General features: G+C 43.8%; 14 protein-coding genes and 2 pseudogenes. 9 read left to right on the top strand and 7 right to left on the bottom strand.

What is annotated here, in order from left to right; all coding sequences use genetic code 11:
• From B2089_RS06950 to B2089_RS06960, 3 genes are all read right to left on the bottom strand, one after another.
• Positions 1-1,757: histidine kinase dimerization/phospho-acceptor domain-containing protein (locus B2089_RS06950; protein WP_296686476.1), on the bottom strand; the 1,757-nt coding region annotated here is incomplete at its 3' end.
• A 68-nt stretch (positions 1,758-1,825) separates the two neighbouring features.
• Positions 1,826-3,820, bottom strand: a complete 1,995-nt coding sequence (locus B2089_RS06955) for an ABC-F family ATP-binding cassette domain-containing protein (protein ID WP_296325306.1) — start codon at positions 3,818-3,820, stop codon at positions 1,826-1,828.
• Between the two features lie 6 nt (positions 3,821-3,826).
• Entirely contained in the window at positions 3,827-5,194 is a 1,368-nt protein-coding gene (locus B2089_RS06960; protein ID WP_296325303.1) for an SH3 domain-containing protein, read from the bottom strand.
• A 266-nt stretch (positions 5,195-5,460) separates the two neighbouring features.
• On the opposite strand from B2089_RS06960, the gene B2089_RS06965 reads away from it, so the two are divergent.
• The 4 genes and pseudogenes from B2089_RS06965 to B2089_RS12080 all read left to right on the top strand — a co-directional run.
• Positions 5,461-7,038 carry a hypothetical protein gene (locus B2089_RS06965; protein ID WP_296325300.1) on the top strand — a complete coding sequence of 526 codons (1,578 nt, stop codon included), beginning with the start codon at positions 5,461-5,463 and terminating at the stop codon, positions 7,036-7,038.
• A complete protein-coding gene (locus B2089_RS06970; RefSeq protein WP_296325297.1) occupies positions 7,038-8,072 on the top strand; it encodes a glycosyltransferase family 2 protein in 1,035 nt (344 codons plus the stop codon). Before B2089_RS06965 ends, B2089_RS06970 begins: the two co-directional genes overlap by 1 nt.
• Positions 8,073-8,132: 60 nt before the next feature.
• Positions 8,133-9,434 (top strand): annotated as a pseudogene (locus B2089_RS12075) (FAD-dependent oxidoreductase); the annotation flags it as partial.
• A gap of 210 nt (positions 9,435-9,644) precedes the next feature.
• A pseudogene (locus tag B2089_RS12080) lies at positions 9,645-10,190 on the top strand (tRNA uridine-5-carboxymethylaminomethyl(34) synthesis enzyme MnmG); the annotation flags it as partial.
• 30 nt (positions 10,191-10,220) lie between these two features.
• Here B2089_RS12080 and B2089_RS06980 read toward each other — a convergent pair.
• From B2089_RS06980 to pepF, 3 genes are all read right to left on the bottom strand, one after another.
• Positions 10,221-11,174, bottom strand: coding sequence for a hypothetical protein (locus B2089_RS06980; RefSeq protein WP_296325293.1), 954 nt, complete (start codon positions 11,172-11,174; stop codon positions 10,221-10,223).
• 3 nt (positions 11,175-11,177) lie between these two features.
• Positions 11,178-12,191: an adenosine deaminase gene (add, locus tag B2089_RS06985; RefSeq protein ID WP_296325290.1), complete on the bottom strand. Its 1,014-nt coding sequence runs from the start codon at positions 12,189-12,191 to the stop codon at positions 11,178-11,180.
• A 62-nt stretch (positions 12,192-12,253) separates the two neighbouring features.
• On the bottom strand, positions 12,254-14,050 hold the full coding sequence (gene pepF / locus B2089_RS06990; protein WP_296686484.1) for an oligoendopeptidase F: 1,797 nt from the start codon (positions 14,048-14,050) through the stop codon (positions 12,254-12,256).
• 134 nt (positions 14,051-14,184) lie between these two features.
• Between pepF and murJ the strand changes: the two genes are divergently transcribed.
• From murJ to B2089_RS07015, 5 genes are all read left to right on the top strand, one after another.
• A complete protein-coding gene (gene murJ, locus B2089_RS06995; protein ID WP_296324790.1) occupies positions 14,185-15,813 on the top strand; it encodes a murein biosynthesis integral membrane protein MurJ in 1,629 nt (542 codons plus the stop codon).
• Between the two features lie 90 nt (positions 15,814-15,903).
• A complete protein-coding gene (locus B2089_RS07000) occupies positions 15,904-16,167 on the top strand; it encodes a type II toxin-antitoxin system Phd/YefM family antitoxin (RefSeq protein ID WP_296324787.1) in 264 nt (87 codons plus the stop codon).
• Between the two features lies 1 nt (position 16,168).
• Positions 16,169-16,573 (top strand): type II toxin-antitoxin system VapC family toxin, encoded by a 405-nt coding sequence (locus B2089_RS07005; RefSeq protein ID WP_296324784.1) that lies wholly within the window; start codon positions 16,169-16,171, stop codon positions 16,571-16,573.
• A 46-nt stretch (positions 16,574-16,619) separates the two neighbouring features.
• A complete protein-coding gene (locus B2089_RS07010; RefSeq protein WP_296324781.1) occupies positions 16,620-16,853 on the top strand; it encodes a hypothetical protein in 234 nt (77 codons plus the stop codon).
• A complete protein-coding gene (locus B2089_RS07015) occupies positions 16,850-17,263 on the top strand; it encodes a PIN domain-containing protein (RefSeq protein ID WP_296324778.1) in 414 nt (137 codons plus the stop codon). Before B2089_RS07010 ends, B2089_RS07015 begins: the two co-directional genes overlap by 4 nt.
• Before the next feature lie 30 nt (positions 17,264-17,293).
• Here B2089_RS07015 and B2089_RS07020 read toward each other — a convergent pair whose 3' ends face one another.
• Positions 17,294-18,517: a PD-(D/E)XK nuclease family protein gene (locus B2089_RS07020; protein ID WP_296324775.1), complete on the bottom strand. Its 1,224-nt coding sequence runs from the start codon at positions 18,515-18,517 to the stop codon at positions 17,294-17,296.
• Between the last annotated feature and the right edge of the window lie 61 nt (positions 18,518-18,578).

The following is an 18,578-nucleotide window of genomic DNA, read 5'->3' on the forward strand; positions in this document are numbered from 1 at the left end:
CGGCCGCTTTCAATGCGGCTCATGTCAAGGATGTCATTTATTAGGCCAAGCAGATGCTCTGCCGATGAGCCGATTTTTTCCAGATAATCCCTGGTTTTGGGAGAAAGGTCTTTTTCGTTAAGGGCAAGACTGTCAAGCCCGATGATTGCGTTCATAGGAGTGCGGATTTCGTGGCTCATGCTTGAAAGGAAGATGGTTTTTGCCTTGTTTGCCTCTTCTGCGGTTTTTAGGGCATCGGAAAGGGCAGCATTTCTTGCAAGGGAATCCCGCATTTCCTCGTCGATGTCTGTAAAGCCCAGACCTACGATGTGAATTTTCTTGTCGCCTTCTTCGCCGTCATTTTTAACACCGGCCATTTTGAGCATCTCATAACTTTCTTTATCGTCTCGGTTCACTAAGTAACGGATTGAGAAGGCCATGGATTTGTCAAGATTTGCACGGATATGTTCAGGCGTAATGAATGAAAGGAATTTTTCCTTGTAGTCAGCGGTGACATATTTTTCGGCATAATCCGCAAATGTCTCAAAGAAAGGAATTTTCTCCCCGACATTAAAAGGCAGGGGAACAGCGTTTCCTTTTCGGTAACAGGTGGCGATTCCAGTTTCAAGGTCAAGATAGTAAACGCTGCGGTAGTCGCTGGCAAGGGCCGTAATCATGCCTGCCTGCTCGTTGCGTTTTTTCTCCTGCCGCGCAATCTGCTGCTGCAGGGCAAGCTGCTCTTCCAGTTCCTGCTGCTGGACACGGTTTTCTGCGTCGGCGATTTCTTTTTGAAGGGTAATGCTGGCCGTTTTTTTCATCTGCCTGAACATCATCACGAAAAGCGCTATTAAGAAAGCCGCCACCAAAAGGGACATAAAAAGACTTCGGCTGATTATTCCTGTTGATATAGAAGAAATCTGCTCGCTGATGACGCTTTCGCGGATAAGGTAGGTAAGCATCCAGTCCGTGTTCGGAATCGGAACATAATACATGGTGTCAAGGATGCCTTTGTAGGTAAATGAAACGAAACCTTCCTTTCGCTGAACAAAATTCTCGTGAAGTTTTTCAGCGGAAAAATCCCCCTCAAAGATTGCATTGCTCAAAGCCGGAAAGAGGTTGCTTTCTGTGGCACTGCCCCCAAGAACCTCATTCGTAAGGGGGAAACCTTCCTGAGTGTAGATATTACAGAAAGTCGTGACCCTGCCCCCTTGCCCGATTTGCAGAGAAAAGCCCTCCAGAAGACGGTTTATGTTGATTTCCATAAAGCAAACCACCAGCGTCTGTCCGTTGAATGGAAGGTGATCAACAGGACTTGCGATAATTACCGTGCGGTTTTTGCTGTGGGAATTTTTAAGGGAAATTTCCGGCTCGGCAAGGTTCTTGTAGTCAAAATTGTAAAGGTCAATGTCGCTCCGCGTGCCACGGGATGTATAAATAAGACCATTTGAATCTACAAAAGCGAATTTTTCAAGACCGTAAAGTTGCTTCATTCGGGCTTGGTATGCCTGTAATTTTGGCACGGAAGAAAGGTCGGATTTTTCAAGAAGCCCGATTGCCACATCCAAATCGCTTATATAGTCGGCAAGTTTTCCCGAAACGACTTGCTCACGGCGGGTTGCAAGCTCGTCAAGGTAAAGGAGACTGACATTTCGGACGGCTTTTTCAGTATCAACGCTGGCACTTTTTCCTGTCCATAGGGTTCCGAACACAAGAAAAAGAAGGGCGAGCACGCTGCCAGTTAATGTCACTCCCATAATACCGATTCGCTTTTTTTCCATAAATCCGAAATTCTCCTTACGGAAAGTATAACATGAATCGGAATTATTTAATAGAAGAAATTACGGCGCTAAAATTCTTCCAGTGCCAGGGCCGCCTCTTCCCACTGGGCGTTGAGTTCGTCCAGTTTTTGAGAAAGCTGGGCGATTTTAGCTTGAACTGCCTTTGCCTTCTCGCCGTTTGAGTAAACTTCGGGATTTGCCATTTTGTTTTCCTCAGCGGATTTTTCTTCTTCGACTCTGGCGATTTCCTCTTCGATTTGAGAAACCTTCTTTTCAGCCTTGCGCCGCTCTGCCTCAAGTTTCTTTTTCTCTTCGTAGGAGAGCCTCGAACTAGAAATCCCTCCGTGGATTTCTAGATTCGCACGAGAATTTGGCGACCGCTGTGCAGTCGTCAAATTCTCTCTTTTCTTTTTCTCTACATCCTGTAGAGCATCTTCAATTTCCCCATTCGCCTCACGCTCCAGCCGCTCCATATAGTAGCGGTAGTCGCCGGGGAAAGTGCGGAAATGGCCGGGCTTCAGCTCCAGAACACGGGTTGAAAGCTCTTCGATAAAACCTCGGTCGTGGCTGACGAAAATCACCGTGCCGCCGAAGTCTTTGAGGGCTTCAAGAAGGACATCCTTTGAGTGCATGTCCAGGTGGTTGGTGGGTTCGTCGAGGATAAGGAGATTGACCGGGCGCAAAAGGAGTTTGAGCAAGGCCACGCGCGACTTTTCGCCGCCGGAAAGGACATCAAGGCTCTTGAAAACGTCGTCGCCCCGGAAAAGGAAGGCTCCCAGCATGTCCCGAAGGCGGGGAATCAGCTCCAAAGGGGCGTCTTCCTCCACGGCCTCAAGGATTGTCTGGCTTCCCTTGAGAGTTTCGGCATTATCCTGAGAAAAGTAGCCGATTGAAACTCCCGCGCCCAGCTTTACGCTGCCTTCAAAATCGCTGTCAACGCCGGCAAGGATTCTGAGCAGGGTTGATTTTCCCGCTCCGTTGTGGCCTGCCACCACCAGACGGTCGCCGTTTTCAAGGAGAAGGTCAAGGTTGTCGAGGACTTTGTGCACACCGTCGTAAGACTTGGTGATTTTTTCGAGGGTTGCCACAAGCCTGCCTGAGTGGGGAGCGGGCGGAAACTTGAAGTGAATCTTCTTGAGGTTTTCAGGAATTACTATTTCGTGCTCAAGGATTTTGTCCAGCATTTTCTGCCGCTCCTGAGCCTGAGCCGCCTTCGTGGCCTTTGCCCCAAAGCGGTCTATGAATTCCTGCAAGTGGCGGATTTCTTCCTGCTGTTTTTCGTATTCTTTTATGAGGGTTTCAAGCTCTGTTTCGCGCACCTTTTCGTAGTGAGAGAAATTCCCGGCGTATCGGTGAAGGTCGCCGTTGAAAAGCTCGTAGACTTCGTTAATCGTGTGGTCGAGGAAGTAGCGGTCGTGGCTTACGAGAAGGAAACCGCCGGAATAATTATTGAGGAATTTTTCAAGCCATTCCCTGGCCTCAATGTCGAGGTAGTTGGTAGGTTCGTCCAAAAGAAGGATATCGGGATTTACCATGAGGGCCTTTCCAAGGGCGATTCTCATCTGCCAGCCGCCTGAAAATTCCTCGCATTTTTTTTCTAAGTCTTCGTGGGAAAAGCCCAGACCGGTGAGAATCTGCTCGGCCGTGGCACTTCGGCGGTTGAAGCCGGAATTTTCAAGTTCTGTGAGAATCTCATCGTGCCGCTCTAAAAGTGCCTTCTGGTTGCCTTTTCCTTCCTTTAAGTCGTCACCGATTTTGTCCAGCTCTTCCTGCAATTTGTAGCCGAATTCAAAGGCTTTGTCCGCCTCTTCCCGTAAAGTACAGCCGTGGTGGGTAAGTCCGCTCTGAGGAAGGTAGGCGATTCTGGCATCTTTTGAGACTGAGCGGCTTCCGTCATCGGGCTGGACAAGACCTGCCATTACCTTGATGAGAGTCGATTTTCCTGTTCCGTTTGCTCCGGTGAGAGCCGCCTTACTGCCCGCCTGTAGATTGACAGAAACACTTTTGAGAATATCACGGTCGCCAAAAGCCAGCGACACCTTGCTGAATTGTACAAATGCCATATTTCCCTACTTTTTCTCAAAAAATAAAATCATGGGGCTTGAGCTGCGGGCGGTGACTACTCCGTCTTTGACCGGGGCTTTTGACGCGTCTTCCAGGCGCAAGCCTGTATCAGTGAGTTTGTAGAGGAAATTCACGCCATTTTCCATGCCGGTGAAGTGCATTGTGATTACGCCGTCGTAAGAAGATTTGAGGGAATTCGCGATGAAGTAATCCAGCGAGACTGTGACCGAGCCAAGAGCCTTGTTTGAGATGATAGCAGGCTGCAAGAGCTTGTAATTGCTCCAGGTTACAGAATTTTCATTGTTAAATTTAATCGTTCCGTAGTTTGAGCTTTTGAAGACAGGACCTGCGCTTGCGATTCGCTTGAGTTCGTTCTGCCGGCGAGTCAGTTCGTTTTCAATGACTTTTTCGATATCTTCGCTCAGGGCCACCAAAGTTTCCTGCCTTTGCTTGCCTTTTTCCATGTACTGCAAAATCATGATGTCAGAAGCAGCCCCGCGGATGGACATTTTAAGGTTGCTGCCGGTGAATTCATATTCTTTTTCGGCCTTTTTTGTGATGTCTGTGTAAGTCCATGAGCCGCCAGCATTTTCTGTGTTAAGGACGGCCGTTCCTGCAAAAACTGACTCGGCATTTTCTTCAATGTTGATTCCGAATGAGAAGCCGTAGCTTGGGTTCATGCGATTCACATCAATTCGACCGACTTTTATCATATTCTGGAAGGATTCGGGATACCATTCCTTTGCGATGAGATTCTGGATAATCGCCTTGTCGCCGCTCTTTGAGTCGCCTTTCAAATCATCCATCTTAATAGAAGAATCTTGCATTTGTGCCGAAACATCGAAAGATTCAGCCTGAAAAAGAGCGAGATTGTGAGAAAAACACCAGCCGTAAGTGCCAGTTTCGGTGAGGACTCTAAGCCACTCGCCTTCCATATTGCCCTTTCCGTTGGTTACGGCCGCACCTGTTCCGCGATAAAGACAGCGGATAATTTCGTCTTCCCGCAAGCGGTAGACTTGTTTTGAAGTGTTTACCGCATCAGAGCGGATTGGAAGGCCGTCAAGTTTGACCCTGGCGTAAGTGTGCTCGAATTCAGAAAAACGCTTCTGCTGTTTGAGTGCGCGGGATTTGCTTTCTGGCTCGGTGGCCTGCCAAAGAGGGATTTCGAAATTCTCTTTGGAGCCAGGAATTGAAACAACATAAACCTGAGAGATATTTGATTTGATGTGAACTTTTAAAAGCGTGCCGTCAGCAATTTCATGCTCTGGATTTGACCACAAAAGCACGCTGTAACCTAAAGTCTTTGAGCAAGAACAAAAAATCCCCGAAAGAAAAAGGGAAGTTAAAATCAAGATAGAAATTTTCTTCGACATAGTGGGAAATATTATAGTGAAAAAAGAATGGCAAGTCTCCCCCTTTATCCATTTATGCACTTAAGTCCGGTGTAAAAGTTGACAAGCAAATATTTGTAAGCTATTCTTAGGAAGAAGTTCATAAAACTAGGGAGTTTATATGTTTAAAAAATTATTTCCAATTGCAATCCTTTTTTGTCTTTTTTTCCCTTCATGTTCATCTTTTATAGATTCAAACGAAAGCGCAAGTATTAATCTTGAAATTACAGGTAAACTTATAGAAAAGCTTGCAGAATCTTCTACCCCCCCCCCCTTCAAGTGCACGTTCTATTAGCGGCCTTGAGGGTGTAAGCCAATACAAAATAAAAGCCGTGCTTACGGCAGACGGAAGTGAATATGTAGAGGAAGCTTTTATTCAAAAATCTTCTTCATCTTCTGTCACCATAACATTCCCGGCCGTTCGGGCAGGCTCAAGGGCAAAGATTATTGTACACATCCTTATTGGAAATTATGAATACGCCCGCGGAGAGAGTGATGAAATAACAGTTAAAGCAGGCTCTAATTTTCTTATCATAAAGATTGGGAAAAATGCCATTTTACCGATCATTCTTTATAATCAAATCAATTCTGAAAAAGTCTTTTCATTGTCGTCTAACCCAGATTCTGCTGGCGATTATAAAGTAGAGATAGACAACGACAACAGTGTTCCATTTACTCCCAAAGCAAAGTTATTTACTTTTATTAATGGAGGCGAATCTCCTGCCGATGGTGATTTAGATATTCCATATACACAATATACATCATATGGCACTACTATAACAACCTATTATACGCCAACATACAGTTTTGGAGACAACTGTCTTTACTGGCTTTATCAAAATAAAGTATATGTTTACACAGCACCAGACTATAACCAAACCGATGAACTTGACCTTATATCAAAATTTAAGGAAATAAATACAGACTTAGCGAGCGCTACCTTAACAATAAAAGGGCTGGCTTATTACGACGGAAACCTCTACTTTTTTATTAATTACAACTCTCAGTACTATTTTGCAGCCTATAACCTTGAAGACCAAAATCTTATTTTTGTTAGTTATAATTTTAATACCACACCATGCGACAGCCTTGCCGTAACAAAAATCGGAGAAAATTACATTCTCTGTTCAATAAATGCTTCCACCATCGCACTTTATATTCAGGAATTTACAATCACAAAAAATGAGAACGATGTAAGCATTCTGACTCTAGATGAAACACCATCTAATATCGCTTTTCCTGTTACTGGCTCTGATTTTTATGGCAGCTATGGCCAATACTTTGGCGGCTTACAGATTTTAGGAAACACTCTCTATGTAACCTGTTATTTTTACAGGGCCACCAGCAATGATGTTCAAGCTTATTTCCTTAATCCCAATACAGATTCTATTTTTCCTGTTATGAGTGCAGGAGGACTTGGAAAAATAGATTTGTCTTCTACAAGCTATGAGTTTGGTACGTGGAGCAATGGCGAAAAACTTTTGGGGCTTTATAAGAATTATTATTACTTAAAAAATGAAAACGACGAATCTTATATAAAATCATCAAATGCAGTAATAATGACTCCACCCGAAGACAAAGCCTCAAGTTATTTTTACGGTGCAAAGCGAATTATCGCAAAAAAACAAGATGAGATTGTAATTGCAGACGACGGTGCCTATGTAGAGATTAAAGGCGATCGGACGGATCCTGATGCAATAAAAAAATGCGTAAACAAAAACCGCGTTGTTACTGTAAACTTAAAAAATGAGTCTATTTCTGCTGTAGATGTAAATGCCAGTTTTAGTTCAACCTTAGGTACTGGTACTTTCTATGGAATTGAATAATGATAAAGTTAAAATCGCTTCCAAAAATTTCTGTATGCATTCCAGTTTTTAATTCGGAAGCGACACTTTTTCGCACTCTTGAATCCCTGCCTCCGCAAACTTTTACAGAATGGGAATGTATAATCGTAAATGACGGAAGCAATGGAAAAGACCTTTATCAAAATGATTGCAAAAAAATTGTAACCCGATTCAGAAAAAAGTATAAGTTTCCCAAAAATAAAATCTTATACATTGAGCACAGAAAAAATCTTGGTCTGCTTGAAGCCAGAAGGAGTGCGGTTTTTGCAGCTTCTGCTCAATACATCTGCATCTTAGACAGCGACGATGAGCTTTTGCCGGAGTCTCTTGAATTTTTATATAAAGCAGCCCAAAAAAGCGATGCGGATATTGTTCATGGTGCGTCAGAAATCCTTTATGATAAAAAAAACTGTAGCGAAGAAATTTTAATGCGGGCAAGTTCCATTGAAAAAAAAGCGAATAATATTTACGAAGGCGAGTTGTTAAACCAGGGAATTTTTGACGGCTTTCTTGTAAAATCAAATCATTCAGGCTTTTTGTGGGGAAAACTTTTTCGCAGGGAACTTTACCTAAAGGCTCTTTCTTACATTCCTTTTTCTAACTGCGTTTTTGCGGAAGACTTTCTTCAGTATTTTTTTATTTCACTTTTTGCAAAAAAATATACCGGTATAGAAAACAATGTTTACCGCTACTACATAGATTCCGGAATTTCTTCACTTGCAAAAATAGAAGATTTACAAAAATGGCAGAAAATTTCTTCTACGGCAAATGTGTTTACAATCCTTTTTTCAGTCATAAAAGAATTTTCACCGGGCACCTTTAGTCAAAATCAAATGGAAGCCCTGCGCTCTTTCAGCAAATCCTATCTTGCAAATAATCTGAAGCAGCTGAACGAAGCGGTAGACGAAAAAATCAAAACAGAGGCTCGGCAAATGCTCTGCGATTATTGGGGAGAAGACTTTGTGGAATATATCGAAGAAAATACTTACCTCAATCCCGCAAGAGAGCAGCAATGACCATTCTATCTGTCACCGCACTTTCAACAAGACTAATTTTTCACTATAATCATTCTCATTATGTCTGGATTTTATGATTTTTATGATGTAGCTGTCGTTGGCGGCGGTCACGCTGGCATTGAGGCGGCTTTGGCTTCTGCCCGCATGGGTCTTAAAACGCTTTTGATTACCCAAACCATCGATTCTATTTCCCGCATGAGCTGTAACCCTTCCATCGGCGGAATCGCAAAGGGCAACATTGTCCGGGAAATTGACGCTCTGGGCGGCGAAATGGGAAAACTCATCGACAAATCAATGATTCAGTTCCGTATGCTCAATAAAAGCCGGGGGCCGGCAGTTCAGGCTCCGCGAAGCCAGGCAGACAAAATCCTTTATTCAAGCATTGCCCGCCAGACCGTTGAGACCACGCCCAACCTTTACACTCTCATGGACACGGTGGTGGATTTGCTCACCACGGAAAGCGAAACTCCCCTCCCCCCTTCATCAAGCTCTCAGTCAGGTCAGATTCCAGGGGAATTCACGGAGACTAAAATCCTTACACAAGCCGCAAAATCAGGGAAGCGGCAGAAAATCACGGCAGTCGTCACTGAGCGGGGCAGGCTGATTCCCGTGCGCTCTGTTGTCCTTACGACGGGAACATTTTTGGGTGGCCGCATTTTTATCGGTGAGTACGATGCTCCTTGTGGTCGTATCGGCGAGCAGGCAGCTTTCGGGCTTACCCAGAGCCTCAACCGTCTGGGCTTTACCACAGGCCGCTTAAAGACAGGCACTCCCCCGCGAATCTTAAAGCACACTGTTGATTTTACCAATCTTGAGATTCAGGCAGGAGATGAAGTGATTGTTCCCTTCTCATTTGAAGACGAGGAAGTCACCAGACCGCAAGTTCCCTGCTACTTAGTCTACACCAACGAAAAAACTCACGAGATTATCCGCTCGAACATTGGCCGCTCGCCACTCTATTCTGGCAAAATCCACGGAATCGGCCCCCGCTACTGTCCTTCCATCGAAGACAAGGTAATGCGCTTTGCCGAACGCGAACGGCACCAGCTTTTTGTGGAGCCAGAAAGTCTTGCCACCGATGAAATTTACCTGAACGGTCTTTCTTCAAGCCTTCCCGAAGAAGTGCAGGACGCATTTTTACGCACTTTGCCCGGTTTTGAGAACTGCCATGTTGCCCGACCGGGTTACGCCGTCGAATATGACTATGTTGAGCCGACCCAGCTTTATCCTTCTTTGGAGACAAAGCGGGTGGCAGGGCTTTTTAACGCAGGCCAGATTAACGGAACTTCGGGGTATGAGGAAGCCGCCGGTCAGGGGCTGGTCGCAGGAATCAACGCCGCACTTTATGCACGCGCCCACAAAGAACTTTGCGGGCCTTTGTGCCAGTCACACGCGGGAATGGGGCAAGTTCCGGCCAGCGCAGAACCAACTGCATTTGCATTCAAACCGCACTTTACAACAGAAGAAATCAAGCATTTCGCAGAAATTTCTGAAAAAGAAACCCACGCGGTCAACTCTCTCCTTGAAGATTTCCAAAAATCTTGCGGAAAGGAAAATTTCCACAAAATCCCGGAATACGAGCCTCTTATTCTGGGGCGGGACGAAGCCTACATCGGAGTTCTGATTGACGATTTGGTCACACTGGGAACAAAAGAGCCTTACCGAATGTTCACGGCACGAGCCGAGTACCGTTTAAAGCTCCGCCACGACACAGCAGACCGCCGCCTGGCAGAAAAGGCTTTTAAAGTCGGAATCAAGAGCGAAAGTCAGTTCAATGCGACGAAACTCAAATACCAGCAGGTTGATGAAGCCACGGAACTTTTGCTTAAAGACGCGAATGCCGAAAATCCGGGATTCAGCCCAATCGTTTGGGAAATAGCACAGGAAGACGCAAAATACAAGTATTACATCGAAAAGCAGGACGCTCGCGTGGCAAAAATGCACAAAATGGAGCATTTTCACATTCCGGCAGATTTTGACTACTCAAAAATTCCAGCCCTGTCGGGAGAAAGCCGCCAGAAACTCGAAGCTGTTCGACCGCTCACACTTGGTCAGGCCAGTCGAATCTCTGGAATCCGCAACAGCGATATAATGTTACTGATGGTGTACTTGAAATAAACGAAAAGCCACAAAATCATGCATTCAGCATTAGGAATTTTGCATTATTTTAATAACTTCCTCTTTGCTGAACACGCCTGCATTGCACAAGTCAGTGGCAAATTCAGAAAGAGACTTATTCAAAAAGAGCAGGTCTTCGGTGCAAAGCGAGAATGGCAAATCGTTTTCGGCAAATTCGCGAATCGCCTGATTTTTTTCTTCGGCACAGACGCCAGAAAGGAAAGGTGCAGGACTGAATTCTGTTTTTATGCCGGTATCTCTTAAAAAGGCCAATACTTCAGGAAGAATCTTACCGTTTTTAAACACAGCAAGTTTTTCTTTAGAAATCGCAATATTCGGGTTTAAGATGATAGTCGGCTGCAAATTCTGCAAGATTTCAAGAATTCCTTCTCGGTTTTCAAAATTTCTCAATCCCAAACAAACAATTCTTGAATCAATATTCATTCGCCGGGCAGTGTTAAAAACAGAAAGGAAACGCTCTAGTTTTTCTGCGAAGCCACTACCATAAAGTTCAATTCCTGCAAATAATCCACTTTCAAGTAGCATATCTGCCATGTGTATGTTATTTTCGTTGTCACTGTCCAAACCGAGGAAAGGTCGAATTGTTACTTTATCACTGTATTTTTCACAAACTTCTTTAACGACATCAAGAAATTCAGTAGCGTTCTTGCATTTTGAACAAAAATCGACATTCATCGTTCCATTAAGAGAGATTACATTTTCGCTAAGACTCTCGGCGAGTGAATGACAGAACAAAAGAAAAATATCATGAGAGATACCGATTCGAGTCTGGGTGTAAAGGGAAATTTCTCTTCTCATGTTAATATCATTTGGACTTCCAGCCTTAATTACAGAAGAGGATTCGCTGAAATTCGGAATGACAAAACCCGCCCAATGCGTAAATGAAGGATAGCGCATTCCCGAAGAGAGATGATTGCAAGAGTCATGCTTTGGAAGCTTAATAAAATCAGAAATATTTACCACAATTTACTTCCAGTTTGCTTCAACGAGATTTTTGAAGACAGTTTTTTCTTTGACAGGAAGGAAAGAATCTTCAAAACCATTAAGAATAATTTGTTTTAGCTCATTTTTAGAGAATTTAAGCTTGGTGTATAAATTCCAATATTCATCGAGCAATTCTACGCCAAAGAAAATCGGATCATCCGTTGCAATTGTAACTGAAAGACCTTTGTCAAACATTTCGCGGACGGGATGCTCTTCCATCTTTTTGACATATTTTTTTGTAAACACATTGCTGGTCGGTGCAACTTCAATTGGAATTTGTTTTTCAGCAAGATATTTGAGCAAATCTGCGTCCTGCACGGAAGTGATTCCGTGACCAATTCGCTCTGCATTACATATTCTAAGCGCATCCCAAATTGATTCCGGTCCGACATCCTCACCGGCATGAGCAACCGCATGATATTTGTCGGCAAGTGCCTTTTTAAAGACAGGACCGAAATCTTTTGAAGGACCTTTTGCCTCAGCTCCCCCTAAACCAATTCCGATAAACCCTTCAAAGGGATTTTCTTTAAACATTTTGTAATTGCTTTCGGCATTCTCCAGGCCAAATGTGCGAGAAACATCACCCAAAAGCCATACTGTGATTCCAGTTTCCTTTTTGATTTTTTTGAGATTTTTCTCGAAATTTTTGGTCATTTCCGCATAACTGAAACCTTTTTTGATAAAGGCAGACGGAGCAAAGAAAGCCTCACAGTGAGCGACTCCGTTTCTAACCAGATAATTCTTCAAATCATCAAAAACCAAATCAAAATCAGAGACTTCTGTAAACAAATCCTGAACTTTGAGAAAAGCTGCAATAAATCCATTTAAATCAGAATAAGAAAAAAGTTCCTTAATTTCACTGTCAGAGAATTCTGCACCATTCTTTTTAAGATAGAGTTTCTTAATTGTGTCGCGACTCATCACGGCTTCAATATGAATATGAAGTTCCGCTTTGGGAATTTTCTTAAAAAATTCGTAAAACTCAGACTTATTCATGCCTCTCCTCTTTCGATTCTTATACTATTCTAACTTAAATTTCGGCAAAATTCAGAAAAAAGTTAAAGATTCTTTTCAAGTTCGCTTACTAAGTCTGCGAAAGTGTCCAGCGCGGCTTGAACAGGCTCGTTTGAACTCATATCAACGCCGGCAACTTTCAGGCTTTCAATCGGGTAACGGCTTCCTCCGCTCTTGAGGAACTTAAAGTAATCTTCCCGCTCCTTTTCGCCGCCACCAGTGACCCGCTTTGCAAGGGCAAGGGCCGCCGAAATTCCAGTGGCATATTTGTAAACATAGAATGCGCTGTAAAAGTGAGGAATTCGCAAACCTTCCATATCGCTTTCTTCCTCGAAAACCATTTCACTGCCAAAATACTGCTCCAGAAGACCACGATAAGTCTTACGCAAAACCTGTGCTGAAAGCGGAGTTCCGGATTCCACAAGATCGTGGGCCTTAAGCTCGAATTCGGCAAACATGGTCTGGCGATGAAGAGTGGCAAGGATATCGTCTGCCCGCATCGAAATAAGATAGGCCTTCATCTCCGGTGTTTTTGCCTCGCGCAAGAGATATTCAAAAACCAGCTCCTCATTGAAAGTGGAAGCAACCTCGGCCTCAAAAATCGTGTAGTTGTAGCACATGAAAGGATTGTTGGTCTTTGAGAAATAGGAATGCATTGAGTGACCGCCCTCGTGAGCCATTGTGAAAAGGTCGCGGATTGAGTCAGTCTTGTAATTCAAAAGAATGTATGGATAGCCTGTGTATGCACCGCTCGAAAATGCCCCGCTTCGCTTTCCTTTGTTTTCGTAGCGGTCAACCCAGCCGTTTTTGAGTCCGTTGCAGAGAATATCTGTGTATTCCTTTCCGAGAGGAGAAAGAGCTGCCCGGCAGATTTCCACGGCCTCATCGTAGCTGGTCTTACATTCAACATTTTTGACCAGAGGAACATAGACATCATAGTGACGGAGCTCTTCCACTCCAAGGATTTTTTTGCGGAGAGAGTAATACTTGTGCAAGGTGGGAAGATTTTTGTAAACCGTGTCGATTAAATTTCGGTAAACTGACTCAGGAACTTTGTTTCCGTAAAGAGCCGCTTCCAGAGAAGATTTGTAGCCCCTTGCGCGAGCCGTGAACACATCCTGATTTACGCTTCCGGCATAAAGGGATGCGATTGTGTTTTCGTGCTGAACAAAGCCCTTGTAGAAATTCTTGTAGGCCTGTTTTCGCACTTCCCGGTCAGGATTGTGAAGATAGACGGAATAGGTGCTCTGGGTGAGGGGCTTTTCTTCGCCGTTCACTCTGACACTTTCAAATTGCAAGTCAACATTGGTGAGCATAGAGAATGCCTTGTAAGCCGTCTCCGAACTTTCGCTCTGAAGAGAGAGAATCCGCTCTTCCTTTTCGCTCAAAATATAGGGCTTGTGATGGAGTTCCTTTTCCAAAAAGATTTTATAGTCGGCGAATTCAGGAAGATTCTTCCATTCATTGATTTTTTCGTCAGGAATCGCCATAAGTTCAGGTGAAAAGAAAGAAGTTTCGCTGTCAGCATTGGAAGCGGCCATCATAGCCCGGCCTTCCCTGTCCTGAGCGGCGGCATCACTTTCGTCGGCTGTGTGCTGCAGACCTGCGTATTCATGGACAGTATCCACGACCTTTTCAAGATTTTCGATTGCCTTTAAGCAGCCCAGAAGAGAATCCGAGGAATCACCAAGCTTTCCCTTGAAAGCCACAACCTTTTCCGTGAGCATTTTAATAGAAGAAAGTGCATTTTCCCAGTCTTCGTCAGATTTATATAAAGTAGACAAGTCCCATTTGTCGCTTGCGGGGACTTCGTTTCGTGTTGGAATAGTATTTTTAGCCATGTAGGAATTATACAACTTTTAAAGGGGGAAGTCTCCCCCTGCGCCTCATCTAAAGAATCGGCTACCCCTTCGTCGGGGCTTTCGCCCCAAGCCCCGTTCTTTCAACATCTTTCAAAAATCATTATACTAATTTTATGTCAAAAACAAAATCGCTCCTTTCGGCGGGGCTTTCACTTTCATTTTTTACCCTTTGCTCACGTATTTTAGGTCTCGTTCGCGAGATGACAAAAGCGGCCTTTTTAGGCACTTCAAAATATGCCGACGCTTTCGGAATCGCCTTCATGATTCCAAATCTTTTGCGCCGTCTTTTTGCAGAAAATTCGATTTCGGTGGCTTTTATCCCGACTTTCAAGGGCTATCTTGAAGATTCAGACTCGCTGGACGGCAAGGAGACTATCCGTGAATTTTTAAGCGCGACGATTACTCTGATTACTTTTCTGACGACCTGCGTTGTTCTGGCAGGAATTTTACTCACTCCGCTGATTGTCCGAATCTTTTTGGACAAGGATGACACTGCCCTTCTCGCCGAAACCACGCTTCTCACCCGAATCATGTTCCCCTACCTCATCGTCATTTCAATCGCGGCCTTTTTTCAGGGAGTTTTGAACGGCGTTAAGATTTTCTCTCCTTCAGGCTTCACCCCTGTTCTTTTTAATTCTATCGTCATCGCCTCAACTTATATCCTCACCCCGATTCTTACGAATAATATAGAAGATTCTGAAATCAAATCCCAGATGGCGGCCCGTGCCATGTCTATTGGTGTGATTTCAGGCGGCTGCGTGCAGGCTCTTTTCCAGCTTCCCTTCGTGATTAAGACCGGCTGGACTTTTCATTTTACGACCTTGCGCAAGGCCTTCTCAAATCCGGGAACAAGGCGGGTCATGCATCTTATCCTCCCGACGATTATCGGAATGGCGGCTTATCAGCTGAATGATGTGGTCTCCACGGCTCTGGCTGGCAAGGCGGGAACAGGAATCGTCTCTTCCCTGCAATATTCCCTCCGCTTACAGGAATTGATTTTGGGAATTTTCGCGGTATCTATCGGCACGGTGATTTTGCCGGATTTAAGCGGACTTGCAAAAAAGGAAATGTGGTCTGACTTCAACGCCATGCTGACTCAGGCTTCAAAAATCATGGCCTTGATTTCAATTCCAGTCACATTTTTTTCGCTCGTCTGTGGAGAAGAAATCATTTCGCTTGTCTACAAGTCAAATCGCTTTTCTGATGAATCGGTGCATCTTACCCTTGTGGCATTCAGAATGCACATAGCAGGACTTTTCTTCATCGCCTTAAACAGAATCATTTCCCCGGCTTTTTACGCACAGGGAAACACAAAATCTCCCACGGCGGCAGGAATCATCGGTTTTGGGGTGAATATTTCCCTCGCCCTTGCGGTCGTCCTCTTAAGAAATGACGGAACCGGAGCGGGAATTGCCCTGGCCCTTTCAATCGCAAGTTTCGCAAACTCAATCGCCCTTTTCATTTTCTTGAAGAAGAACAAAAATCTTGACGTTAAATCCGTTACGATGGGTACACTGCTCTACGCCTTAAAGCTGGTGATTTTCTCGATTGTCGCCGCAATTCCAACTTACTTTTTGCGAAATGCCCTTCTTCCGGCCTTTGAAAATCACGGCCGCCTGATTGGATTCGGACTCCCCCTCTTTGCCTGTGCCATTGCTTTCGCCCTTGTGGGAGTGCTTCTTTTAGTCATCACAAAAGACGAAATTGTCCGCGTGATTATAAGGAAAGTGCGAAGAAGATAAAAAAGCGGAAAATCCCTTACTTGACAATCAAGCACAATGTGATATCCTAGTCAAGAAGACTAAGACCAACTTGACTAAGGAGCGTTTTTTATGTGCAAGATGAATGTGCTTGAAGCCAAAACAAATTTCTCAAAAATTATCGCAATGCTGGAAAATCACGAGGAGGAAGAAGTCATCGTGGCCCGTGCCGGTAAGCCTGTCGTCCGCATCACGCTTTTCCCAAAGCAGAGTATTATTGATAAGCTGGGAATGTTCGCGGATGATCCCAAGAAACCAATCATTACAGAAGAAAATTGGGATCCCTGCGCCTGGAGTGATGAAGAGCTTAAAGAAGTATGGGGGGACTTGGTTTAATATGGAATTCTTACTTGATACTCATATTATTATGTGGACGGTGTTTTCACCAGAACGGGTGTCTGCTCAAACAAGAGAAATTCTTGCAAATCCAGACAATGACTTTTATTACAGCGTTGCCTCAATGTGGGAAGTTGCCATAAAACATCGTAAGCACCCAAAAGCAATGCAGCACACTGGCACGGAATTCATGCACTACTGCGAGGCCATGGGCTTCACAAAACTTCCCATTGACGACCGGCATGTCTGCGCGCTGGAAACTCTACACGAAAAGGAAGGCTGTAAAGGTCACGATGACCCTTTTGACCGCATCCTGCTTGCCCAGGCAAAAGGCGACGGCATGACGCTGCTCACCCACGACAGCAAATTTTCTTACTATGACGAGCCTTATGTCTATCTGGTGTAGGGGATTTGTGGTATGATAAAAAAAGACTGAGTTTGGAGGTAAAGCAATGTCAGATTATGCAGTAAGTGATATTATGGCTCACATCAATGATTTTTCTTATGATGAGCGCAAGTCATTGTTTCAGGCCTTAAAAGCCTCTCTCAAACGAAAGCCCAAGCGAATCCGTCTCGCCCGCGGGAATGGGAAAGAGGCTGTTATTACAAAAAGTCTTACGGGGATTTTCAAAGATACATCTGTCACACTTGAAGATGCAAAAGATGAGAGGTTGAGTCGCAAGTGAAAGTTCTAATTGACACAAATATAATTCTCGATGTTTGTTTTGAGAGAGCAGAATTTCAAGATTATTCAACTCAAATCTTTTCTCTGATTGAACAAAAAAAATTAGCAGGATGTATATCAGCAAGTTCAGTTACTGATATATACTACTTGGCACGAAAACAGTTCCGAGATAAGGAAAAAGCATTATGGACAATAAAACGCCTATCTCAATTATTCAAAATCCTCAAAGCCGATGAAAAATCTATCCGTCATGCAGTAGATTTGCATTGGTCAGACTTTGAAGACTCCGTGCAATATTCTGTGGCTAAGCGATCTCATGTAAAGGCTATTATTACGCGGAACACGAAAGATTACTCTCAATCACAAATTCCTGTATATACTCCGGCTGAATTCCTAAAATTGACTGCGTAATAAACCTGCGGGACTTTGCCCGCGGTGGTTTTATTTCAGAGCTTGTGTGATTTTGTTTATTGTCTCTTCGATGGCTTTCTTGATTGCAGATGAATCTTTCAAAATGGAAACTATCATGTCATCATTAAAATTCTTGAAGCCTTCGATGGGAGTAAACCATGCCCAATTTAGTGAAGTATTCAGAACATTTTTCAATTTCGATTTTTGCTCTTCGTTCAGACTCTCAAAATACTGGTTCCCAATCATGGCGCAAAATCCTTGATAATTTCTGTAAAGAAATCCGAATGCAATTTTAAAACCATTGTCATTTACAAATTCACCGAAGTTGAATTCTTCTGATGCGGGGTCATTCCAAGCGTCGATTTCAAATTTAAATCCATCAATATGAACCTTTTCAAATACATTTTTAATCATCCAGTCCTTAAAGAAAGCCTTTTTTGCGTTTACAAGGTTTCCTGAAATTCTCAAAGCAACTTCGTAGTTGTTGCCTTCTAAAAGCATGTTTGTAATTTCGTCACTCATAGTTTTATCCATCTCCTGATTTGTCAATTTATTGATTAAATGTATATACTGCACGATTGATTCGCGTACTGACGGCAGCGAAACAGTGTGCTGAATGTTTTTCGTAAGCCAGTTTTTTATGTCTTCGCGATAGGAAATTAACAGCAAGAGGTTTTTATCAATACCATCGGCTGAGCCTTCTGACGGATTGTGACCGTCCAAAGTCAGGTACACAAGAAAATATTCGCATTTGTCGCCATGCAGTTGCTTTAGGCTTTTCTCGTATCGTGAAAGCTGGAAATTTTGGTCTCCTGCATAAATCTTGTTTTCGATAACAATGTAAAATGGTTTGCCATCTTTGTTCAGATTGATAGTAATGTCAGCCCTGCCACCAGCCTGACCACGAGCTGTTTCATGAATGCCACCTAAATCTTCTTCAGTGCTAACAGTTGCATTATGAAAATCAAACTCGCTTGCAGAAAACAAGACTTTGTTTTCGTCAGAATTCGCTCTTTGTGTTTTTCCCAGCATGTCAAGGAATGATTTCAGAAAGACATCACCCGCACCGTGACTTCCGTTGGGATTCAGAAGTTCCGCAATAAAGGCAGAATGACGGATTTCCTTTGTTTCCGCACCAAGCACGGAGAAGATGTTGAAAAAATCACCGTGTCTTTTTCGCTCGTTCACGATTTGCGCGTCTTTGGCAATGATATTCTGTGCCTTTGACAGCAAATCCCTGCAGTTTTCAATCATAAAAACCACCTTTTTATCTTTATTTTTCCCGTGCCAAGCAGCAACGCTGTCTTTTGCGGCA

The sequence above is a fragment of the Treponema sp. UBA3813 genome (assembly GCA_002368605.1).
GTDB lineage: Bacteria > Spirochaetota > Spirochaetia > Treponematales > Treponemataceae > Treponema_D.